The organism is Pseudomonas sp. Irchel s3a10 (genome assembly GCF_900187525.1).
Classification (GTDB): Bacteria; Pseudomonadota; Gammaproteobacteria; order Pseudomonadales; family Pseudomonadaceae; genus Aquipseudomonas; species Aquipseudomonas koreensis_G.
Genome location: NZ_FYDR01000004.1, coordinates 435,074 through 453,993, shown reverse-complemented (window position 1 = coordinate 453,993; position 18,920 = coordinate 435,074). Strand labels below are relative to the sequence as shown.

The window sequence follows — 18,920 nt, the reverse complement described above, 5'->3', positions numbered from 1 at the left end:
CGAGTCCCTACCTGGGAATGCGATCGAATGTGGGAGCGGGCTTGCTCGCGAAGAGGCCCGCCCGGACACCTTTAAGCCCTGAACTGCCCCAGGCTGGCTTTCAACTGCGCCGCCAAGCCATCCAGCACCCTGCCACTCGCCGTAGTTTCCACCACCGCCTGCGCCGCCTTCTCGGCCTGGGCATGAATCGTTTCGACCCGTCCGCGCACTGCCTGCGCGCCCTGCGCCTGATGCGCCGCTGCCTGGGTCGCCAGACCGATCGCCGCGTGCACCTGCTCGACCGAAGCCTGCACTGACTGCTGCAACCGTGCGCTATCGCGCAACACCAGCAAACCTTCGCTGGCCTGACGCCCCGCCTGACCGATCGCTTCTACCGCTTCACGCGCGCCCTGCTGCAACGCGACGATGTGCGCCTGAATGTCGCCGGTCGAGCTTTGCGTCTTGCTCGCCAACGCGCGCACTTCATCCGCGACCACGGCAAAACCGCGCCCGGTCTCACCGGCCCGCGCCGCTTCGATCGCCGCATTCAAGGCCAGCAGGTTAGTTTGCTCGGCGATGCCGTGAATCACCGTCAGCACCACTTCGATCTGCTCACTCTGCTGCGCCAGCCGCTCGATGACTTTCGCCCCGGTGTCGACCTGCCCGGCCAGCGCCTCGATCAGGCTGCCGACTTTCGCCGAGGTACGAGTGTTTTCATCGGTGGCCTGGCGAATATCCACCACCTGCTTCAACGCCGCCTGCATGGCATGGCTTTCCGATTGCGCCTCGTCAGCCATTTGCGACAGCGCGCGCAGGCTTTCCGCCACTTCGTCACGCTGCATCCCGGCCGCTGCGTCGGCACCGGCATTGCGCAGGGTCATGGCGCCGATTTCCACACCGGTACGCTGGGCCACGTCGCCCGCCTCGCGCACGATCGGCTGCAACTTATCCACAAAGCGATTGACCGCCGAGGCCATGTCGCCGATTTCGTCTTTGCTGTTGATCTGCACGCGCTTGGTCAGGTCGCCCTCGCCTGCCGCCAGATCGTCCATCGCCGCGTTGAGCATCTTCAAGCGATTGACCACCCGATGCCCAAGCACCACCGCCAGCAACAACAGCACGCCGCAACCGACCAGCGCCAGGCCCACGCCGATACGCCAGCGCAAGGTCGCGGCGGCGTCCTGCACGGTGCTGGTGGTGTTGGCTTTCATCTCGGCGGCGGTAGATTGCGCCGACTGCAGGCGCGCCTGCATCGCTGCCGCGCTGTCGGCGGCAGCGCCCTTGAGGCTATCGCCGACCAGTTGATCACTGCTGGCGATCAGCGCCGAGAAGCGCTGGTCGAGCGCGGCCAGATCGGTTTCCACCGACGCCGTCGAAACGCCCATCAGCACTTTGCCGATCTCCACGCCGTTGGGGTTGATCGAAGCTTCGAGGTAGTAGACCGAAGGATCGTTTTTCGCCGCGTCCAGCACCTTGTCCAGCGCACGTTCGCCCTGGCCTTTTTCCAGCAAGGCCTTGTTGATCGGGTTTTCTCGATTGAGATAGCGCGTCAGATGCTGCCCGGTGGCATCGTCGTAAACCACGAACAACACGTTGGGATTGCGTTGAGCGCGGCGGGCGAATTCGGAAAGGGTTGGCACGTCACTGTCCCACATGGCACGCGGCGCCACCGAGGCGAGCAACTGGGCCATATCATTGGCCGAGTCCTTGAGATCTTTTTCAAGTGTCGTACGCAGTTGCGCCTGCTCGTCCTTCAGACGCGCGGACAGGCCGGCGGTCAGACGCTGCCGGGTACTGGAGGAAAGGTTATCGAGGCTTGAGGTGACTTCACGCCCGGCCTGCTCCAGTTCGCCGGAGAGCTTTTGGCTGTCAGCGCCCAGACGAGTGCCGAGATCGGCTTCCAGCGCCGTGACCGTGCTTCGTGTCAGGGCGACTGCCACCAGCACTTGCACCAAAAGGGCGATACCAAGGGTAACGAACACGGGCCGCAACAAACGGCTTTGTAACAGTGAGAGAACGGCCGACACTGTGAATCCCTCTACTTCTGACGCCATTAATTTGATGGCACTCTTGTAGGAAGATTTACAGCAAAGGTCATGCCGTCCAACAGGCATAAACGACAAAGGCCCCGATTAAGGGGCCTTTGTTTTTTACATCAACGACTTATCAAGCGAACGGATGGCGCAGAACGATGGTTTCGTTGCGATCCGGGCCCGTCGAAATAATGTCGATCGGCGCGCCGATCAACTCTTCAACGCGCTTGATGTAGGCACGAGCGTTAGCTGGCAGTTCTTCCAGGGACTTGGCGCCCACGGTCGATTCGGTCCACCCCGGCACTTCTTCGTACACGGGCTGCAGGCCTACGTAGCTGTCAGCGTCGGTCGGCGCCACGGCGTTGCCTTGCGCGTCTTTGTAACCGGTGCAGATGTTGATGGTTTCCAGGCCATCGAGTACGTCCAGCTTGGTCAGGCAGATGCCCGAGATGCTGTTCACATCGATAGCGCGACGCAGGATAACGGCGTCGAACCAGCCGCAACGACGGGCACGGCCGGTAGTCGCGCCGAACTCGTGACCTTGCTTGGCCAGGTGCGCGCCCACTTCGTCGAACAGCTCAGTCGGGAATGGACCCGAACCTACGCGAGTGGTGTAAGCCTTGGTAATGCCCAGGATGTAGTCGAGGAACATCGGGCCAACGCCCGAACCGGTCGCCACGCCACCGGCGGTGGTGTTGGAACTGGTCACGTACGGGTAGGTACCGTGGTCGATGTCGAGCAACGAACCCTGGGCACCTTCGAACATGATGTCTTTGCCGGCGCGACGCAGGTCGTGCAGCTCGGCAGTCACGTCGAGCATCAGCGGCTTGAGCAGCTCGGCGTATTCCTTGCACTCGGCCAGGGTCTTTTCGAACTCGATGGCCGGCTCTTTGTAGTAACCGACCAGCATGAAGTTGTGGTAATCCACCAGTTCACGCAGCTTGTCTTCGAAGCGCGGCATGTTCAGCAGGTCGCCCACGCGCAGGCCACGGCGTGCAACCTTGTCTTCGTAAGCCGGGCCGATGCCGCGACCGGTAGTACCGATCTTCAGCTCGCCACGGGCTTTTTCACGGGCCTGGTCCAGCGCCACGTGGAAGGACAGGATCAGCGGGCAGGACGGGCTGATACGCAGGCGCTCGCGCACCGGTACGCCTTTCTCTTCCAGCTTGGTGATCTCACGCAGCAGGGCGTCAGGTGCAACCACCACACCGTTGCCGATCAGGCACTGCACGCCTTCGCGCAGCACGCCCGACGGGATCAGGTGCAAGACGGTTTTCTCGCCGTCGATCACCAGGGTGTGGCCAGCGTTGTGGCCACCTTGGTAGCGCACTACGGCGGCAGCATGTTCGGTCAGCAGATCAACGATCTTGCCTTTGCCCTCATCACCCCATTGGGTGCCCAGGACTACGACATTCTTACCCATAACACTTGTCCTCATTCGCGCAAACTTGGTGCCGGCGATGGCCGGCAGGAAAACTCAAGAAGCCAGTGGCGATACTTGCCAAAGCCCGTTCTGCTGAATCAATTGCCGGTCGCAGTCCGCATCACGGGCGGCGGCCAAAGGTTGTCCAGGCAATGCCTGAACGACACGCTGACCCTCACTGCGCAACTGGCAAACCTGCTGCCAGAGTGCCGCATCCGTACTGTCAGGCATCCAGATACCGCCAGACGGTAGCTCGATCTCAGCACGCCCCAGGGTCACCAGGGTTTTCAAATCGGTGGAAAAACCAGTCGCCGGACGCGCGCGCCCAAAATCCGCGCCGATGTCGTCGTAGCGACCGCCCTGAGCGATGGACTGGCCCACGCCCGGGACAAACACCGCGAACACCACACCGGTGTGGTAGTGGTAGCCGCGCAACTCGCCCAGATCGAAGTACAGCGGCAGCTCCGGGAAACGCGTCGCCAGACGATCGGCGATCTCCAGCAAATCTTCCAGCGCCGCCAGAACCGGCGCCGGTGCACTGGCCAGACGCTCACGGGCGGCAGTCAGCACTTCACGGCCGCCACACAGGTCGACCAGCGCCCGCAGCATGCCGGACAGATCGGCCGGCAGGCCTTCGGTCAAGGTAATGACCTCGTCGATGGCCTTGCGTTGCAACGCATCGAACAACTGCTGCTCGACTTCACCGGACAGACCGGCGGCGCGCGCCAGACCACGGTAGATGCCGACATGGCCAAGGTCCATGTGCACATCCGGCACGTCGGCCAGTTGCAGCATGGCCAGCATCAGGCTGATGACTTCAACGTCGCTGCTCGGGCTGGCATCGCCGTACAGCTCGGCACCCAGTTGAATCGGGCTGCGCGAGGACGACAGTGCGCGCGGCTGGGCATGCAGCACGCTGCCGGCGTAGCACAGACGGCTCGGGCCTTCGCGACGCAGGGTGTGCGCATCGATGCGCGCCACTTGCGGCGTGATGTCGGCCCGGAACCCCATCTGCCGACCCGACTGCGGGTCGATGACCTTGAAGGTACGCAGATCCAGGTCCTGGCCCGCACCGGTCAGCAGGGATTCCAGGTACTCGATATGGGGAGTCACGACAAACTCGTAACCCCAGCTCTGGAACAGATCCAACACCTGACGACGCGCGACTTCAATGCGCGCCGCTTCCGGTGGCAGTACTTCTTCGATGCCATCTGGCAGCAGCCAGCGGTCTACCGTTGCCATTACGCCATTCCCCTTTGATCCGGGCGGCCAGCCTGCGGGCGAGCCTTGAGTGAAGCAGAAAATGACCGATCCGTTCAAAACGCACGCGCATGAACGACGCGGCGAAAGGCCTTTTACCGGCTTCGCCCATCACTTTCCTCGAAAATCTCTCGGGCCATTCAACCCGATGCCTGCAACAAAAAACAGCAATCAAACGTGCAGACGCAAAAAAGCCGGGAATTTCCCGGCTGCCGCATCATACACACGTTTTCCCAAAGGATCACCCCGCCCGAGGTTTTAGCCGCCGGGCGGAATGATTCAGGTCAACGTCGTATCAAGGCTTGGACTTTTCCAGGTAACGGAAGAAGTCGCTGCTTGGGTCGAGAACCATGACGTCGGATTTGTTCGCGAAGCTTTCACGGTAGGCACGCAGGCTACGGTAGAAACCGTAGAACTCCTGGTCCTGACCGTAGGCCTTGGAGTAGATCGCAGCGGCCTGGGCATCGCCGTCACCGCGAATCTCTTCGGATTCACGATAGGCTTCAGCCAGCAGCACGCGGCGTTGACGATCGGCGTCGGCACGGATGCCTTCAGCCAGCTCGTTACCCTTGGCGCGATGCTCGCGAGCTTCACGCTCACGCTCGGTGCTCATACGCTCGAACACGCTGCGGTTCACTTCTTTCGGCAGATCGATGGTTTTGACCCGGACATCGACCACTTCGATCCCCAGCTCTTTTTCCGCCATCTTGTTCAGCGATGCGGTGATGTCAGCCATCAGCGCATCACGCTCACCCGACACGACTTCGTGCAGGGTGCGCTTGCCGAACTGGTCACGCAGACCGGACTCCAGACGACGGGACAGACGCTCGTCGGCGATCTGCTTGAGGCCGGACGTCGCGGTGTAGAAACGCTCGGCATCTTTCACCCGCCACTTGGCGTAGGCATCGACCATCACGGCTTTCTTTTCCAGGGTCAGGAAGCGCTGTGTCGGTGCATCCAGCGTCATCAGACGTGCGTCGAATTTACGCACCTGGTTAACGTAAGGCACTTTCACATGCAGGCCTGGCTGAACATCGGCCTGAACCACGCGACCGAATTGCAGCAGCACCGCACGCTCGGTCTGAGCCACGATGTAGAAGCAGTTCCAGCCCACCAGTACCACGACGACGCCTACGATCAGGGCGATCAGCGATTTATTGCTCATCAGCGGGTCTCCCTTGTACGTGTCTGCGGCACGTCAGAGACATGCGGCGTGACGTCCGTTTTGTTGCTGGCGGCGGCCGAACCGGTAACCGGTGCATTGCCGCCCGAACTGTTCTGGATCATTTTGTCCAACGGCAGGTAAAGCAGGTTGCTCTGGCCGTCCTTGTTGCCGGTTACGAGTACCTTGCTGGTATTACTGAAGACTTCCTGCATGGTGTCCAGATACAGACGCTGGCGGGTGACTTCAGGCGCCTTGCGATACTCGGCGACCAGTTTGGTAAAGCGATCAGCCTCACCCTTGGCGCGCGAGACCGTTTCGTCGCGGTAACCGTTGGCATCCTCGAGGATACGCTGGGCCTGACCACGAGCTTCCGGCACTACGCCGTTGGCGTAGGTTTCCGCCTGGTTGCGCGAACGCTGCTCGTCTTCACGGGCGCGGATCACGTCGTCAAAGGCTTCCTGCACTTCACGCGGTGCCGCTGCGCTCTGTACGTTGACCTGAGTGACGGTGATACCAGTACGATAGGTATCGAGGAAACGTTGCAGACGCTCCTTGATTTCGCTGGCCATCAGTTCACGACCTTCGGTCAGCACCTGGTCCATGGCGGTTGAACCCACCACGTGGCGCAGGGCGCTGTCGGTCGCATGCTGCAGGCTGATTTCCGGCTGATCGACGTTCAGCACGAAGTCCTGCAGGTTGCTGATCTTGTACTGCACGGTCAGCGGCACTTCGACGATGTTCTCGTCTTCGGTCAGCATCTGGCCCTGCTTGGTGTAGGCACGCTCACGCGTGACGTTCTCCATGTACTTCTTGTCGATCGGCGGGAAATAGATGTTCAGGCCGGGACCGACCGTCTCGTAGTACTTGCCGAAGCGCAGCACCACGGCTTGCTCCTGCTCGTCGACCACATAGACCGCGCTGTACAGCCAGACAGCCGCCAGCACGACAAGGCCGATGCCGAGCAGACCGCCGAAGCCGCCACCACTCCTGCCCGAACCACCGCCGTCATCACCACCGCGTTTCTTACCACCACCGAACAACCCGTTCAGGCTTTCCTGCAGCTTTCGGAAGGCCTCGTCGAGATCCGGTGGCCCCTTGCGGTCGCCGTTATTGCGGCGCTTGCCACCCCAAGGATCCTGATTATTCGAGTTGCCACCCGGCTCATTCCAAGCCATAGCGCTCTCCATCTGATAAAGCAAAGACGCACCCACGGCGCGCCGACCAATGCTACAGAATGCCTGCCGTTGCGGCACAACCGCTTTGCCAGGCTTTTATTGCAAAGTGTGTTGCTCGATGAATTCCATCGGCTGCAATCCTTCGCGGCTTACCAGTCGATTCAACTCGACCCGGGGCAAACGAACGGCCAGCAGGCAGATGCCTTCTTCGTCATGCTCTTCTTTCTGTACCGCACCGAGTTCGAAGAACTGCGCACGCAGTCGAGCGAATCGTTGCGGCAAGCGCAATGTGCCCACGAACAAATCACTGCCCAGCAATTCGGCAATGGCTTGCTCAAGCAATTCCAGCCCCGTGCCATCACGCGCTGACAGCCAGACCCGCTGCGGTTTGCCATCGGCATCGCGCTGGATCTGTGGCTCCACGCCTTCAAGCAAATCGAGTTTGTTGTATACCTCGAGGATCGGCAAGTCCTGGGCTCCGATCTCGCCCAGTACCACCATCACCTGCTCGATCTGCAACATGCGATCCGGCTCGGCCGCATCGATCACGTGCAACAGCAGGTCGGAATTGCTCGACTCTTCGAGCGTAGACCGAAATGCCTCGACCAGCTTGTGCGGCAAGTGCCGAATGAACCCTACCGTGTCAGCCAGAACGATCGGCCCCAGGTCGTCCAGTTCCAGACGGCGCAGGGTCGGGTCCAGCGTGGCGAACAATTGGTCGGCCGCGTACACCTCGGACTTGGTCACGTTATTGAACAGCGTGGATTTGCCGGCGTTGGTATAGCCCACCAGAGACACGGTAGGAATATCCGCACGAGAGCGGCCGCGACGCGATTGCTCGCGCTGGCTGCGCACTTTTTCCAGACGACCCTTGATCTGACGCAGACGAACCCGCAGCAGACGCCGGTCGGTTTCGAGCTGGGTTTCACCCGGGCCGCGCATGCCGATACCGCCACCCTGACGCTCAAGGTGAGTCCAGCCGCGAACCAGCCGGGTGCTCATGTGATCAAGCTGCGCCAGTTCTACCTGGAGCTTGCCTTCATGGGTACGGGCGCGTTGGGCGAAGATATCGAGAATCAGGCCGGTACGGTCGATCACGCGACACTCGAAAACACGTTCGAGGTTACGCTCCTGACTGGGCGTGAGAATGTGATTGAAAATCACCAGATCGGCCTTTTCGGCATGGACCAGGTCGCGTAATTCCTCGACCTTGCCGCTGCCAATCAGGAATTTGGCGGTTGGCCGATGACGCGGTACGTTAAAAAACGCAACGGTCTCGGCGCCCGCCGAATTAGCCAATTCCTGAAACTCCTGCGGATCTTCGCGCGCCTCAGGGTCCTGACCTTCCAAGTGAACGAGGATGACTCGCTCACCACCACCGTGGCGCTCAAAGAACAAAGGAGACTCCTATCAGGCGTTACCTGGCTCAGCGTCACCTGCATCGGATTCGGTTGCGCTAGGCAGACGAATTGGACGTACTGGCACGACTGTCGAGATAGCGTGTTTGTAAACCATCTGGCTGACGGTGTTTTTCAGCAGGATAACGAACTGGTCGAACGACTCGATCGTGCCTTGCAGTTTGATCCCGTTGACCAGGTAGATGGAAACCCCAACTTTCTCTTTACGTAAAGTATTCAGGTAAGGGTCTTGTAGCGAATGCCCTTTTGACATGTGCCGCACTCCTTTAAGGATTCAATAATAAAAATAGGTAATTCAGATGGCTTTGGCCGCCACACCCCCAAGGATAGACGGCAATTGCAAGGACTCAGCTCAATATGGAGATGGTCCCAAGGTATTTCAAGGCGCGTGGCAGATTGTCGCAATCAAGACTGTCCAGCCAGTGCAGTTCTTCCCAGCTGCGCAGCCAGGTGAACTGGCGCTTGGCCAATTGACGCGTGGCAATGATGCCGCGTTCCTGCATTTCAGCTAACGACAGCTTGCCATCCAGGTAGTCCCAGACTTGGCGGTAGCCTACCGCACGTATAGACGGCAACCCGGAATGCAGGTCACTTCTTTTACGCAGGGCTACGACCTCGTCGATGAACCCCTGTTCCAGCATATTTGTGAATCTTTGTTTAATGCGCTCGTGCAGTACCTGGCGATTTGCCGGAGCAATGGCCAAGTTCGCGACAGTATAGGGCAATTGTTGCCGTCCCGAAGCGGCTGCTTCAGTACTTTGCGCAGATTGTTGCTGACGCAGGGCGGTCATGCTCTGACCGCTGACCCGATAAACCTCCAGCGCCCGACTCAGGCGTTGCGGATCGTTCGGATGAATGCGTGCTGCCGACACCGGATCGATGATCGCCAGTTGATCGTGCAGGGCTTGCCAGCCAAGGCGTGCAGCCTCTTCTTCGATCTGCGCACGGACCTCGGGATCGGCCGCCGGCATGTCCGCCAGACCGTCAACCAGCGCCTTGTAATAGAGCATGGTGCCACCGACCAGCAGCGGAATTTTTCCGCGCGCGGTGATTTCGGCCATGGCTTGCAGGGCATCGCGACGAAAATCTGCAGCCGAATACGCTTCGGCGGGATCGAGAATGTCGATCAAACGGTGTGGATATTCGGCCAGCAACTCTTTGGAAGGCTTGGCGGTACCGATGTCCATGCCGCGATAGACCAGCGCCGAATCGACACTGATCAGCTCGCACGGCAGCACCTTGGTCAGCTCGATGGCCAGGTCGGTCTTGCCCGCAGCGGTCGGGCCCATCAGGAAAATCGCTGGAGGAAGCTGGCTCATCAACGACCGCGCAGGAACAGTTTGTCCAGATCGTCCAGGCCCAGTTGGGTCCAGGTCGGTCGGCCATGGTTGCATTGACCGCTGCGTTCGGTGTTTTCCATGTCGCGCAGCAGGCCGTTCATTTCTGGCAGGGCCAGGCGCCGGTTGGCACGGATCGCGCCGTGGCAGGCCATGGTCCCGAGCAGTTCGTTCAGGTGCGCCTGAATCCGGTCGCTGGTGCCGTATTCCATCAGGTCCGACAACACGTCACCCACCAGCCGATTGGCCTCGGCCTGCTTGAGCAGCGCCGGAATCTGGCGGATTGCCAATGTTTCCGGGCCCAGACGCTGCAGCTCGAAGCCCAGTTTCTGGAACCATGCAGCGTGTTCTTCAGCGCAATCGGCTTCACGCTGACTGACCGCCAGCGATTCCGGCACCAACAGCGGCTGGCCGCTGAGACCTTCGCTGGCCATGGCGATTTTCAGGCGTTCGTACATGATCCGCTCGTGCGCGGCATGCATGTCCACCAGCACCAGCCCCTGAGCGTTCTCGGACAGAATGTAAATGCCCTTGAGCTGCGCCAGTGCGTAACCGAGCGGCGGAATGTCTTCCTGACCGGCCGGCAGCGCGTTGGCATTCGCTTCCGGCAACGGTGCGAAGAACTCGCGGTAAGCGGCTTGAGCCTCGGCGGCCGGCACAGCCGACTGCGGACGCGGTGTGTACTGATACTGATAAGCGCCGCCAGCACTGGCGCCCGACGAAGTATTAAACGCCGGTTGCGCCTGCGGCTGCTCCAGCAGCGCATTGGCCGCCAGGCGCATTTCGCCCTGCGGGCCGAATTCGCCGGCCTCAATACCCGTTGGACGCACCACGGCTGTGGTGACAGAGCCGGCCAACTGATCTTCCGGACGCACATCGCCCAACGCGCGGTGCAACGTGCCGTAAAGGAAGTCATGCACCATGCGCCCGTCACGGAAGCGCACTTCGTGCTTGGTCGGGTGCACGTTGACGTCCACCGCCGCCGGGTCGACCTCGAAAAACAGCGCAAAAGTCGGATGACGACCGTTGAACAGCACATCGCGATAAGCCTGACGCACCGCGTGGGCCACCAGTTTGTCGCGTACCGCACGGCCGTTCACGAAGAAATACTGCAAGTCCGCCTGGCTACGGTTGAAGGTTGGTAACCCGACCCAGCCCCACAGGTGCAAGCCATTGCGCTCGATCTCGATCGGCAGCGCCTGTTCGAGGAAGCCCGAACCGCAGATCGCCGCCACACGCCGGGCGCGGGCCGCATCGTCATGGGCCTCGTGCAGGCTGAGGATGGTCTTGCCGTTGTGGCGCAGATGGAAGGCCACATCGAAACGCGCCAGCGCCAGGCGCTTGATCACTTCTTGCAGGTGATCGAATTCGGTTTTTTCAGTCTTGAGAAACTTGCGCCGCGCCGGGGTGTTGAAGAACAGGTCGCGCACTTCCACCGACGTACCGACCGGATGCGCCGCCGGCTGCACCCGAGGCGCCATGTCGCGACCTTCGGTTTCGACCTGCCAGGCCTGATCGGCGTCGCGGGTGCGCGAGGTCAGGGTCAGGCGCGCCACGGAGCTGATCGACGCCAGTGCCTCACCACGGAAGCCCAGGCTCATCACCTGCTCGAGGTCTTCGAGATTGCGAATCTTGCTGGTGGCGTGACGGGCCAGCGCCAGCGGCAGGTCGTCGGCGGAAATGCCGCTGCCGTCGTCACGCACCCGCAGCAGCTTGACGCCGCCCTGCTCGACATCGACGTCGATGCGTTTGGCACCGGAGTCGAGACTGTTTTCCAGCAACTCCTTGATCACCGAAGCCGGGCGCTCGACCACCTCGCCGGCGGCGATCTGGTTCGCCAGCCGTGGGCTGAGCAGTTCGATGCGGGCAGCGTTCAACACCTGGTTCATTCTTTGGACGCCAGTTCGGTGCCTGGAATGGTCAAGTGCTGACCGACTTTCAGCTCATCGCTTTTCAGGTTGTTGGCAGCACGCAGCGTGGCCGGCGACACCTGATAGCGCACGCCGATCATCGCCAGCGTTTCACCCGGACCGACACGGTGGTCACGCGGCCCTTGGGCGATCTTGCCGGAATCACGCAGCCAGGCAATGTAGGTGCCCGGCGGAGGGTTCTGCTGGAAGAACTGGCGCACGCCGCTGCTGATCGAACGCGCCAACGCCTGCTGGTGGCTCGATGCCGAGAGTTTGTTCGCTTCGTTGGCGTTGGAGATAAATCCGGTTTCGACGAGGATTGACGGGATGTCCGGCGACTTCAGCACCATGAACCCGGCCTGCTCCACACGCTGCTTGTGCAGCGGGGTTACGCGGCCGATGTTGGTCAGGACTTTCTGGCCGACGTTGAGGCTGGAAGTCAGCGACGCGGTCATCGACAGGTCGAGGAGCACGCCGGCGAGCATGCGATCCTTGTCGTCGAGGCTGACGTTGCCGGCACCACCGATCAGGTCGGAACGGTTTTCGCTGTCGGCCAGCCAACGGGCGGTCTCCGACGTCGCGCCGCGATCAGACAGGGCAAACACCGAGGCACCGAAGGCTGCCGCAGACGGCGCAGCGTCGGCGTGGATCGAAACGAACAGGTCGGCGCCCTTCTTGCGGGCAATTTCGGTACGGCCGCGCAACGGGATGAAGTAGTCACCGGTCCGTGTCAGCTCGGCGCGGAAGCCTTTCATGCCGTTGACCTGACGCTGCAGTTCGCGGGCAATCTGCAGCACCACGTCTTTCTCACGCTGGCCGCGCGAGCCGGACGCACCCGGGTCTTCGCCGCCGTGACCGGCGTCGATCACCACAATGATGTCGCGCTTGCCGGCCGGGGCTGGTGGCAGTTTGATCGCCGGTTCCGACGGTGTCACCGGCACTGCCGGCACGGTGGCGACGGATGGCGTCGGGGCTGGCGGCGGCGCGGCATCGGCCGGGTTGTCGAACAGGTCGACCACCAGACGGTTACCGTATTGCGCGTTCGGCGCCAGCGAGAAACTTTTCGGAGTGACGGCTTTTTTCAGGTCGATGACCACCCGCAGGTCGGTCGGCGTACGCTGGGCCGAGCGCATCGCGGTGATCGGCGTGTTAGCGGTCGAGACCTTTAGCGGCGCCCCCAGGGTGGCGCCATTGATGTCGATCACCAGCCGATCCGGTGCGGTCAGGGTGAAGACGCTGTGCTGCACCGGGCCGCTCAGGTCGAAGACCAGTCGCGTGTTGTCCGGCGCCCGCCACAGGCGCACGCTGTTGACCTTTGTCTCGGCCACAGCGTTGACGGTTACTGCCATCAACATCAGTCCAACGGCAGCCACCAACGCGCGAAAGCGCATACCTAACCCCATCATTTAATTGGATTCCAATGCCAAAGCGGCACACCAGGCCTCGCCACGCGAGCCCTGGGATAAAATTTTCAGCGAACGCCCGCTGTCTTGCGGGCTAATGGTAATGGTCAGGTCAGGCTTTGGCAAAAAGCCTGCACCTTTATCGGGCCACTCGATCAGGCACAGGGCATCGTCTTCGAAATAGTCGCGGATGCCGAGAAACTCCAGCTCTTCCGGATCGACCAGACGATACAGGTCAAAGTGGAAGGCGCGCACGTCGCCGATCTCGTAGGGCTCGACCAGGGTGAAGGTCGGACTTTTTACCGCGCCAACATGCCCCAGGCCACGAATGATGCCCCGCGACAGGGTGGTTTTGCCCATGCCCAGGTTGCCTTCCAGGAAAATCAGGCCATGGCCCTGGGTCACGCGGGCGATCCGTGCGCCAAAGTCGCTCATGGCCTGTTCATCGGCCAGGTACAGGGTTACTTCAGACACGGTGCATGCTCCTCCAACAACTGACGAATGACTGGAATCAGATCACTGGCCGCCAGCCCACGGCCGAAATTACCTTGTTGCGCGCCGGCATTGGCGTGCAGCCAGACTGCCAGGCACGCGGCATCGAAGCCATCCATGCCTTGGGCCAACAACGCGCCAGTCAAGCCGGCGAGTACGTCGCCCAGGCCGGCGGTGGCCATGGCCGGATGGCCTTGATGACACAGCGCCAGACGCCCATTGGGGTGGGCGATCAGGCTGCCGGCGCCTTTGAGCACGACGACGGCCGAGTATTTTTTGCTCAACGCCCGAGCGGCGGCCGGGCGATCGGCCTGCACCTCAGCGGTACTGACGCCCAACAGCCGCGCGGCTTCGCCCGGATGCGGGGTGATCACGCAATCCTTGGGCAGGCTGACAGAACCGCTCGCCAGCAGATTCAAGGCATCGGCGTCCCATACCTGTGGCAGCGGCGCATTGGCGGCAGCGGACAACAGCGCCCGCCCCCAACTCGCCTGCCCGAGTCCCGGGCCTACCACCAGCACCGAGACCTTTTCCAGCAGCCCCATCAACTGATTGGCCGACGACGTGCCGAGCGCCATGACTTCCGGCATCCGCGTCAGCGCTGCCGGAACATGTTCCGCACGGGTTGCCAGCGACACCATGCCTGCGCCGCTACGCAGCGCACTTTCGCTGCTGAGCAGAATCGCCCCGCCAAAGCCCTGATCGCCACCGATCAGCAGCAAATGCCCGAAGCGCCCTTTGTGTGCAGCGGGCGCACGCGGAGCCAGTCGTGGAAGATTAGCCGTGGTGATACGCAGAGCGCTGACAGGAATGTCACGGTAGATGTCGGCGGCGGCTTGCAGATCGTTAAACACCAGCGCCCCGACCTGATCCGCCGCTTCCCCGGTGAACAGGCCGAGCTTCAAGCCGATAAAAGTCACGGTAAGGTCGGCATGAACCGCAACGCCGAGGACATGCCCGGTGTCGGCAGACAATCCGGAAGGAATATCCACCGCCACCACCGGCAGGCCACTGGCATTGATCGCCTTGATCGCAGCGGCATACGGCTCACGTACATCGCCGGCCAGCCCGGTGCCGAGCAAGGCATCGACAATCACCCCGCGCAGCTCGCTTTGCGCGATCCAGTCCTGCACAGCGACGCCATCGTTGATGGCCTGTGCATAAGCCTGTGCTGCATCGCCCTGCAAACGTTGCGGATCAGCTACGGCCAGCACCCGCACCGCCCAACCGGCTCGATGCGCCAGCGCGGCGATCAGAAAACCATCGCCGGCGTTGTTGCCATGCCCGGCAAGCACGGTCAATTCGTTCGCCGCAGGCCACTGCCGTACTAGTGCACGCCAGGTCGCGTGCGCGGCGCGCTGCATCAATTCGAAGCCCGGCGTACCCGCAGCGATCAGCCGCGCATCGAGTGCTCGCACCTGTGCGGCGCCATACAGCGCGTCGGGTAATTCATCTTTCGTGTGCGGCATGCGTCTTCGGACTCCGATGTCTGGCAGAATTATACGCACCTCAGCTCCGGTTTCTCTCGCCTCATGTCCGCCATCACCACAGATCTGCCCGCCCTCGCCCAATCGATCAAGGATTGGGGCCGCGAGCTGGGCTTCCAGCAAGTCGGCATCAGCGGTCTGGACCTGGCCGAGCATGAACAGCACCTGGAGCGCTGGCTCGCCGCCGGTTACCACGGCGAAATGGATTACATGGGCGCTCACGGCAGCAAACGCTCGCATCCGGAGCAATTGGTTCCGGGTACGCTGCGTGTGGTTTCGCTGCGCATGGACTACCTGCCCGGCGACACGCAAATGGCGCAAATGCTCGCGCAACCGGAGAAGGCTTACGTCTCGCGTTATGCCTTGGGCCGCGATTACCACAAATTGATCCGTAAACGTGTGCAGCAATTGGCCGACAGGATTCAGTCGGAGATCGGCCCGTTCGGTTTCCGTGCCTTCGTCGACAGCGCCCCGGTGCTGGAAAAAGCCATCGCCGAGCAGGCCGGGCTGGGCTGGATCGGTAAAAATACCCTGGTGCTGAACCGCAAGGCCGGCAGCTATTTCTTCTTGAGTGAACTGTTCGTCGATCTGCCGCTGCCGGTGGACGAACCGCACAGCAGCGAACATTGCGGACGTTGCACCGCGTGTCTGGATATCTGCCCGACCAATGCTTTCGTCGGCCCCTATGTGCTGGACGCCCGGCGCTGCATTTCCTACCTGACCATCGAACTGAAAAACGCCATCCCCGAAGACCTGCGCCCGCTGATCGGCAACCGCGTGTTCGGCTGCGACGACTGCCAGATCGTCTGCCCGTGGAACCGCTTCGCCCGGCCATCCGGGGAAAGCGATTTCAAGCCACGGCACAACCTGGACAACGCTGAACTGGCCGAGCTGTTTCTGTGGGACGAGGACAAATTTCTCAGCAGCACCGAAGGCTCGCCGTTGCGCCGCGCCGGTTACGAGCGCTGGTTGCGCAATCTGGCAGTCGGGCTGGGCAACGCGCCGTCGAGCATTCCGGTGCTGGAAGCCTTGAAGGCGCGCCGCGATTACCCGTCCGATCTAGTCCGCGAACACGTCGAGTGGGCGCTGAAACAGCACGATCAATTGTAGGAGCTGCCGCAGGCTGCGATCTTTTGACTTTGATTTTTAAAAGACAAGATCAAAGGATCGCAGCCTGCGGCTGCTCCTACAGGGGAATGCATTAATGCTCGTCGTTGTAGACGAACTTGGGCATTTCCCAGTGAAAACGGATCGCCAGCAACCGCAACAGAAAACCGCCGAACAAGGTAATCAGGATCGCCTGTTCGCTCGGAACATTCAGGTACAGGCACAGCATGTAGCACCACGCGGCGGCGAACGAGACGCTGGCGTACAGTTCGCGACGGAAGATCAGCGGGATGTCGTTGCAGAAGATGTCGCGCAGGATGCCGCCGAAGACGCCGGTGATCACGCCGCTGACCGACGCCACCAGCATGCCGTGGCCCATTTCCAGAGCGGTCATGCAGCCGATCAGGGTGAACGCCACCAGACCGACCGCATCGAGCACCAGAAACAGTGACCGCAGGTGACGCATCCAGCGGGCGGTGAACACGGTGAGCATCGCGGCGGCGGAGGTCAGCACCAGATATTCCGGGTGTTTTACCCACGTCAGCGGATAGTGCCCGAGCAGCACATCGCGCACCGAACCGCCGCCCAATGCCGTGACGCAGGCAATCAACACCACCCCGAACCAGTCCATGCCGCGCCGCCCGGCAGACAGCGCGCCGGTCATGGCTTCAGCGGTAATGGCGATCAGATAGAGCATCAGCAACATGGCGGCGGTCCTGGCAGGAAGGCGCGCAGTCTAGCCATTTCAGCGCCGCACCAGAAGGGGGCGCACTCCGGGTTGCATTTCTGACTTGAATCTTACGGGACTCTGACGCCCTCTTCGCGAGCAAGCCCGCTCCCACAGGGGGAACGCATTCCAAATTGTGGGAGTGGGCTTGCTCGCGAAGACGTCAGGGCAGACACCCCTCAATCAGAACTTGATGAAATGCTTGCGGTAGTGCTGCAGCTCGGCGATCGACTCGCGGATGTCGTCCAGCGCCAAGTGGGTGCTGCCCTTCTTGAAGCTGTCGCGCACGTCCGGTGCCCAGCGTGCGGCCAGCTCTTTGAGCGTCGACACGTCGAGGTTGCGGTAGTGGAAGTAGCTTTCCAGCGCCTTCATGTGGGTATAAAGGAAGCGGCGATCCTGGCAGATGCTGTTGCCGCAGATCGGCGACTTGCCCTTCGGCACCCACTTTTCCAGGAAAGCGATGGTTTCAGCCTCGGCCTCGGCCATGCTGATACGGCTGTCACGCACGCGCTGGGTCAGACCCGAGTTGCCGTGGGTGCGGGTGTTCCACTCGTCCATACGGGCGAGCACTTCGTCACTGTGGTGAATGGCGATTACCGGGCCTTCGGCCAGGGTGTTCAGGTCACTGTCGGTGACGATGGTGGCCATTTCGATGATGACGTCGTTTTCCGGATCCAGACCGGTCATTTCCAGGTCGATCCAGATCAGGTTCTGCGGGTTTTGCATATTCGGGCTCCTAGGCAATGCTGCGCAGTTTAGCCTAGGCCGATGCCCGGGCGTGCTAAACTCGCGGCCGTTTTACCTAATCGCTGCATTCTTCAGACGGAACACCCATGGCCAAACGCCAACTCAATCGTCGTCAAAACTGGCGCATCGAAAAGATTCAGGGCGAGCGCGCCGCGCGCGCCGCCAAACGCGAGTCCTCGGCGGTCGAAGCCCTCGAGGGCGGCGACCTCGGCCCTGAGCAACACGGCCTGGTGATCGCCCACTTCGGTGTGCAGGTCGAGGTCGAGGCCGTGGACGGCGAACAGGCCGGCCAGGTTTTCCGTTGCCACCTGCGGGCCAACCTGCCGGCGCTGGTAACCGGTGATCGGGTGGTCTGGCGCGCCGGCAACCAGGGCATCGGGGTGATCGTCGCGCAACTGCCGCGCAACACCGAGCTCTGCCGCCCGGACAGCCGTGGCCAGCTCAAGCCGGTCGCCGCCAACGTCGACATGATCGTCATCGTCTTCGCGCCGCTGCCCGAGCCGCATGCCAACCTGATCGACCGCTACCTGGTTGCCGCCGAACACGCAGGCATCCGCCCGCTGCTGTTGCTGAACAAGTTCGACCTGATCGACGAGCAGAACGCCCCGGCGCTCAATGCCCTGCTGGCGGTGTACCGCACGCTGGGTTATCCGGTGCTGGAAGTCTCGGCGCATCACGGCAACGGCATGGAGCAGTTGCAGAAGCAGCTCGACGGGCGCATCAGCGTGTTCGTCGGCCAGTCCGGCGTCGGCAAGTCGTCGCTGGTCAACAGCCTGCTGCCGGAAGTCGAAACCCGTGTCGGCCCGTTGTCGGAGTTGTCCGGTCAGGGCACGCACACCACGACCACCGCGCGCCTGTTCCACTTCCCAGGCGGCGGCGAGCTGATCGACTCCCCGGGTATCCGTGAGTTCGGCCTGGGCCACGTCAGCCGCGCCGACGTCGAAGCCGGTTTCATCGAGTTCAATGACCTGCTCGGCACCTGCCGCTTCCGCGACTGCAAGCACGATCGCGAACCCGGTTGCGCACTGCTCAAGGCCCTGGAAGACGGCCGCGTGCAGCAGCAGCGGATGAACAGCTACCGCTCGATCATCGCCAGCCTGCCGGAAAACGGCTACTAAACATCTGCACCGGCAGCCTCTCGTCCGAGGGCTGCCGGATGTCGGATCGCGCCTGACAAATCCTCGATTCCGTTAAACGTCAGACTCTTCTGACAGACTCGCTCGCACCTGATTGCAGGACATTTCTCTTTCACCGCCC

16 protein-coding genes are annotated in these 18,920 nt (G+C 61.7%); 2 read left to right on the top strand and 14 right to left on the bottom strand.

What is annotated here, in order from left to right:
- Nucleotides 1–71: 71 nt before the first annotated feature.
- The 12 genes from CKW11_RS14930 to CKW11_RS14875 form a co-directional block, all read right to left on the bottom strand.
- Entirely contained in the window at nt 72–2,006 is a 1,935-nt protein-coding gene (locus CKW11_RS14930; RefSeq protein WP_095138121.1) for a methyl-accepting chemotaxis protein, read from the bottom strand.
- A 139-nt stretch (nt 2,007–2,145) separates the two neighbouring features.
- Entirely contained in the window at nt 2,146–3,435 is a 1,290-nt protein-coding gene (locus CKW11_RS14925; RefSeq protein WP_047600700.1) for an adenylosuccinate synthase, read from the bottom strand.
- A gap of 54 nt (nt 3,436–3,489) precedes the next feature.
- A complete protein-coding gene (locus CKW11_RS14920) occupies nt 3,490–4,677 on the bottom strand; it encodes an ATP phosphoribosyltransferase regulatory subunit (protein ID WP_095138120.1) in 1,188 nt (395 codons plus the stop codon).
- 313 nt (nt 4,678–4,990) lie between these two features.
- The gene (gene hflC / locus CKW11_RS14915; RefSeq protein WP_047600702.1) at nt 4,991–5,860 is read right to left on the bottom strand and encodes a protease modulator HflC; all 870 of its coding nucleotides are present in this window, start codon (nt 5,858–5,860) and stop codon (nt 4,991–4,993) included.
- Nucleotides 5,860–7,035, bottom strand: coding sequence for an FtsH protease activity modulator HflK (gene hflK / locus CKW11_RS14910; protein ID WP_095138119.1), 1,176 nt, complete (start codon nt 7,033–7,035; stop codon nt 5,860–5,862). The genes hflC and hflK overlap by 1 nt, the downstream gene beginning before the upstream one ends.
- Nucleotides 7,036–7,131: 96 nt before the next feature.
- A complete protein-coding gene (gene hflX, locus CKW11_RS14905) occupies nt 7,132–8,433 on the bottom strand; it encodes a ribosome rescue GTPase HflX (protein ID WP_003221114.1) in 1,302 nt (433 codons plus the stop codon).
- 12 nt (nt 8,434–8,445) lie between these two features.
- Nucleotides 8,446–8,706, bottom strand: coding sequence for an RNA chaperone Hfq (gene hfq, locus CKW11_RS14900; RefSeq protein ID WP_003221112.1), 261 nt, complete (start codon nt 8,704–8,706; stop codon nt 8,446–8,448).
- A 94-nt stretch (nt 8,707–8,800) separates the two neighbouring features.
- A complete protein-coding gene (gene miaA / locus CKW11_RS14895; RefSeq protein ID WP_095138118.1) occupies nt 8,801–9,772 on the bottom strand; it encodes a tRNA (adenosine(37)-N6)-dimethylallyltransferase MiaA in 972 nt (323 codons plus the stop codon).
- Entirely contained in the window at nt 9,772–11,670 is a 1,899-nt protein-coding gene (mutL, locus tag CKW11_RS14890) for a DNA mismatch repair endonuclease MutL (RefSeq protein ID WP_171061819.1), read from the bottom strand. Before mutL ends, miaA begins: the two co-directional genes overlap by 1 nt.
- 5 nt (nt 11,671–11,675) lie before the next feature.
- Nucleotides 11,676–13,055, bottom strand: coding sequence for an N-acetylmuramoyl-L-alanine amidase (locus CKW11_RS14885; protein ID WP_371917878.1), 1,380 nt, complete (start codon nt 13,053–13,055; stop codon nt 11,676–11,678).
- A gap of 51 nt (nt 13,056–13,106) precedes the next feature.
- Nucleotides 13,107–13,577 (bottom strand): tRNA (adenosine(37)-N6)-threonylcarbamoyltransferase complex ATPase subunit type 1 TsaE, encoded by a 471-nt coding sequence (gene tsaE / locus CKW11_RS14880; RefSeq protein WP_007967425.1) that lies wholly within the window; start codon nt 13,575–13,577, stop codon nt 13,107–13,109.
- Nucleotides 13,565–15,064, bottom strand: a complete 1,500-nt coding sequence (locus CKW11_RS14875; protein WP_095138116.1) for an NAD(P)H-hydrate dehydratase — start codon at nt 15,062–15,064, stop codon at nt 13,565–13,567. The genes tsaE and CKW11_RS14875 overlap by 13 nt, the downstream gene beginning before the upstream one ends.
- 63 nt (nt 15,065–15,127) lie before the next feature.
- On the opposite strand from CKW11_RS14875, the gene queG reads away from it, so the two are divergent.
- Nucleotides 15,128–16,192: a tRNA epoxyqueuosine(34) reductase QueG gene (gene queG / locus CKW11_RS14870; RefSeq protein ID WP_095138115.1), complete on the top strand. Its 1,065-nt coding sequence runs from the start codon at nt 15,128–15,130 to the stop codon at nt 16,190–16,192.
- A 91-nt stretch (nt 16,193–16,283) separates the two neighbouring features.
- On the opposite strand, the gene CKW11_RS14865 is transcribed toward queG, so the two are convergent.
- Both CKW11_RS14865 and orn read right to left on the bottom strand, forming a co-directional pair.
- On the bottom strand, nt 16,284–16,895 hold the full coding sequence (locus tag CKW11_RS14865) for a trimeric intracellular cation channel family protein (RefSeq protein ID WP_047290974.1): 612 nt from the start codon (nt 16,893–16,895) through the stop codon (nt 16,284–16,286).
- Between the two features lie 204 nt (nt 16,896–17,099).
- A complete protein-coding gene (orn, locus tag CKW11_RS14860; RefSeq protein ID WP_003221098.1) occupies nt 17,100–17,642 on the bottom strand; it encodes an oligoribonuclease in 543 nt (180 codons plus the stop codon).
- Nucleotides 17,643–17,749: 107 nt separating this feature from the next.
- Between orn and rsgA the strand changes: the two genes are divergently transcribed.
- Nucleotides 17,750–18,781 carry a small ribosomal subunit biogenesis GTPase RsgA gene (gene rsgA / locus CKW11_RS14855; protein WP_095138114.1) on the top strand — a complete coding sequence of 344 codons (1,032 nt, stop codon included), beginning with the start codon at nt 17,750–17,752 and terminating at the stop codon, nt 18,779–18,781.
- Nucleotides 18,782–18,920: the final 139 nt, after the last annotated feature.

Bases quoted from the DNA above. Each gene is read 5' to 3' on its own strand.
- rsgA (WP_095138114.1), top strand. From the start codon at position 17,750: ATGGCCAAACGCCAACTCAATCGTCGTCAAAACTGGCGCATCGAAAAG.
- orn (WP_003221098.1), bottom strand. From the start codon at position 17,642: ATGCAAAACCCGCAGAACCTGATCTGGATCGACCTGGAAATGACCGGT.
- CKW11_RS14865 (WP_047290974.1), bottom strand. From the start codon at position 16,895: ATGTTGCTGATGCTCTATCTGATCGCCATTACCGCTGAAGCCATGACC.
- CKW11_RS14885 (WP_371917878.1), bottom strand. From the start codon at position 13,055: ATGTTGATGGCAGTAACCGTCAACGCTGTGGCCGAGACAAAGGTCAAC.
- hfq (WP_003221112.1), bottom strand. From the start codon at position 8,706: ATGTCAAAAGGGCATTCGCTACAAGACCCTTACCTGAATACTTTACGT.
- CKW11_RS14875 (WP_095138116.1), bottom strand. From the start codon at position 15,064: ATGCCGCACACGAAAGATGAATTACCCGACGCGCTGTATGGCGCCGCA.
- queG (WP_095138115.1), top strand. From the start codon at position 15,128: ATGTCCGCCATCACCACAGATCTGCCCGCCCTCGCCCAATCGATCAAG.
- hflC (WP_047600702.1), bottom strand. From the start codon at position 5,860: ATGAGCAATAAATCGCTGATCGCCCTGATCGTAGGCGTCGTCGTGGTA.
- CKW11_RS14920 (WP_095138120.1), bottom strand. From the start codon at position 4,677: ATGGCAACGGTAGACCGCTGGCTGCTGCCAGATGGCATCGAAGAAGTA.
- CKW11_RS14925 (WP_047600700.1), bottom strand. From the start codon at position 3,435: ATGGGTAAGAATGTCGTAGTCCTGGGCACCCAATGGGGTGATGAGGGC.
- hflK (WP_095138119.1), bottom strand. From the start codon at position 7,035: ATGGCTTGGAATGAGCCGGGTGGCAACTCGAATAATCAGGATCCTTGG.
- miaA (WP_095138118.1), bottom strand. From the start codon at position 9,772: ATGAGCCAGCTTCCTCCAGCGATTTTCCTGATGGGCCCGACCGCTGCG.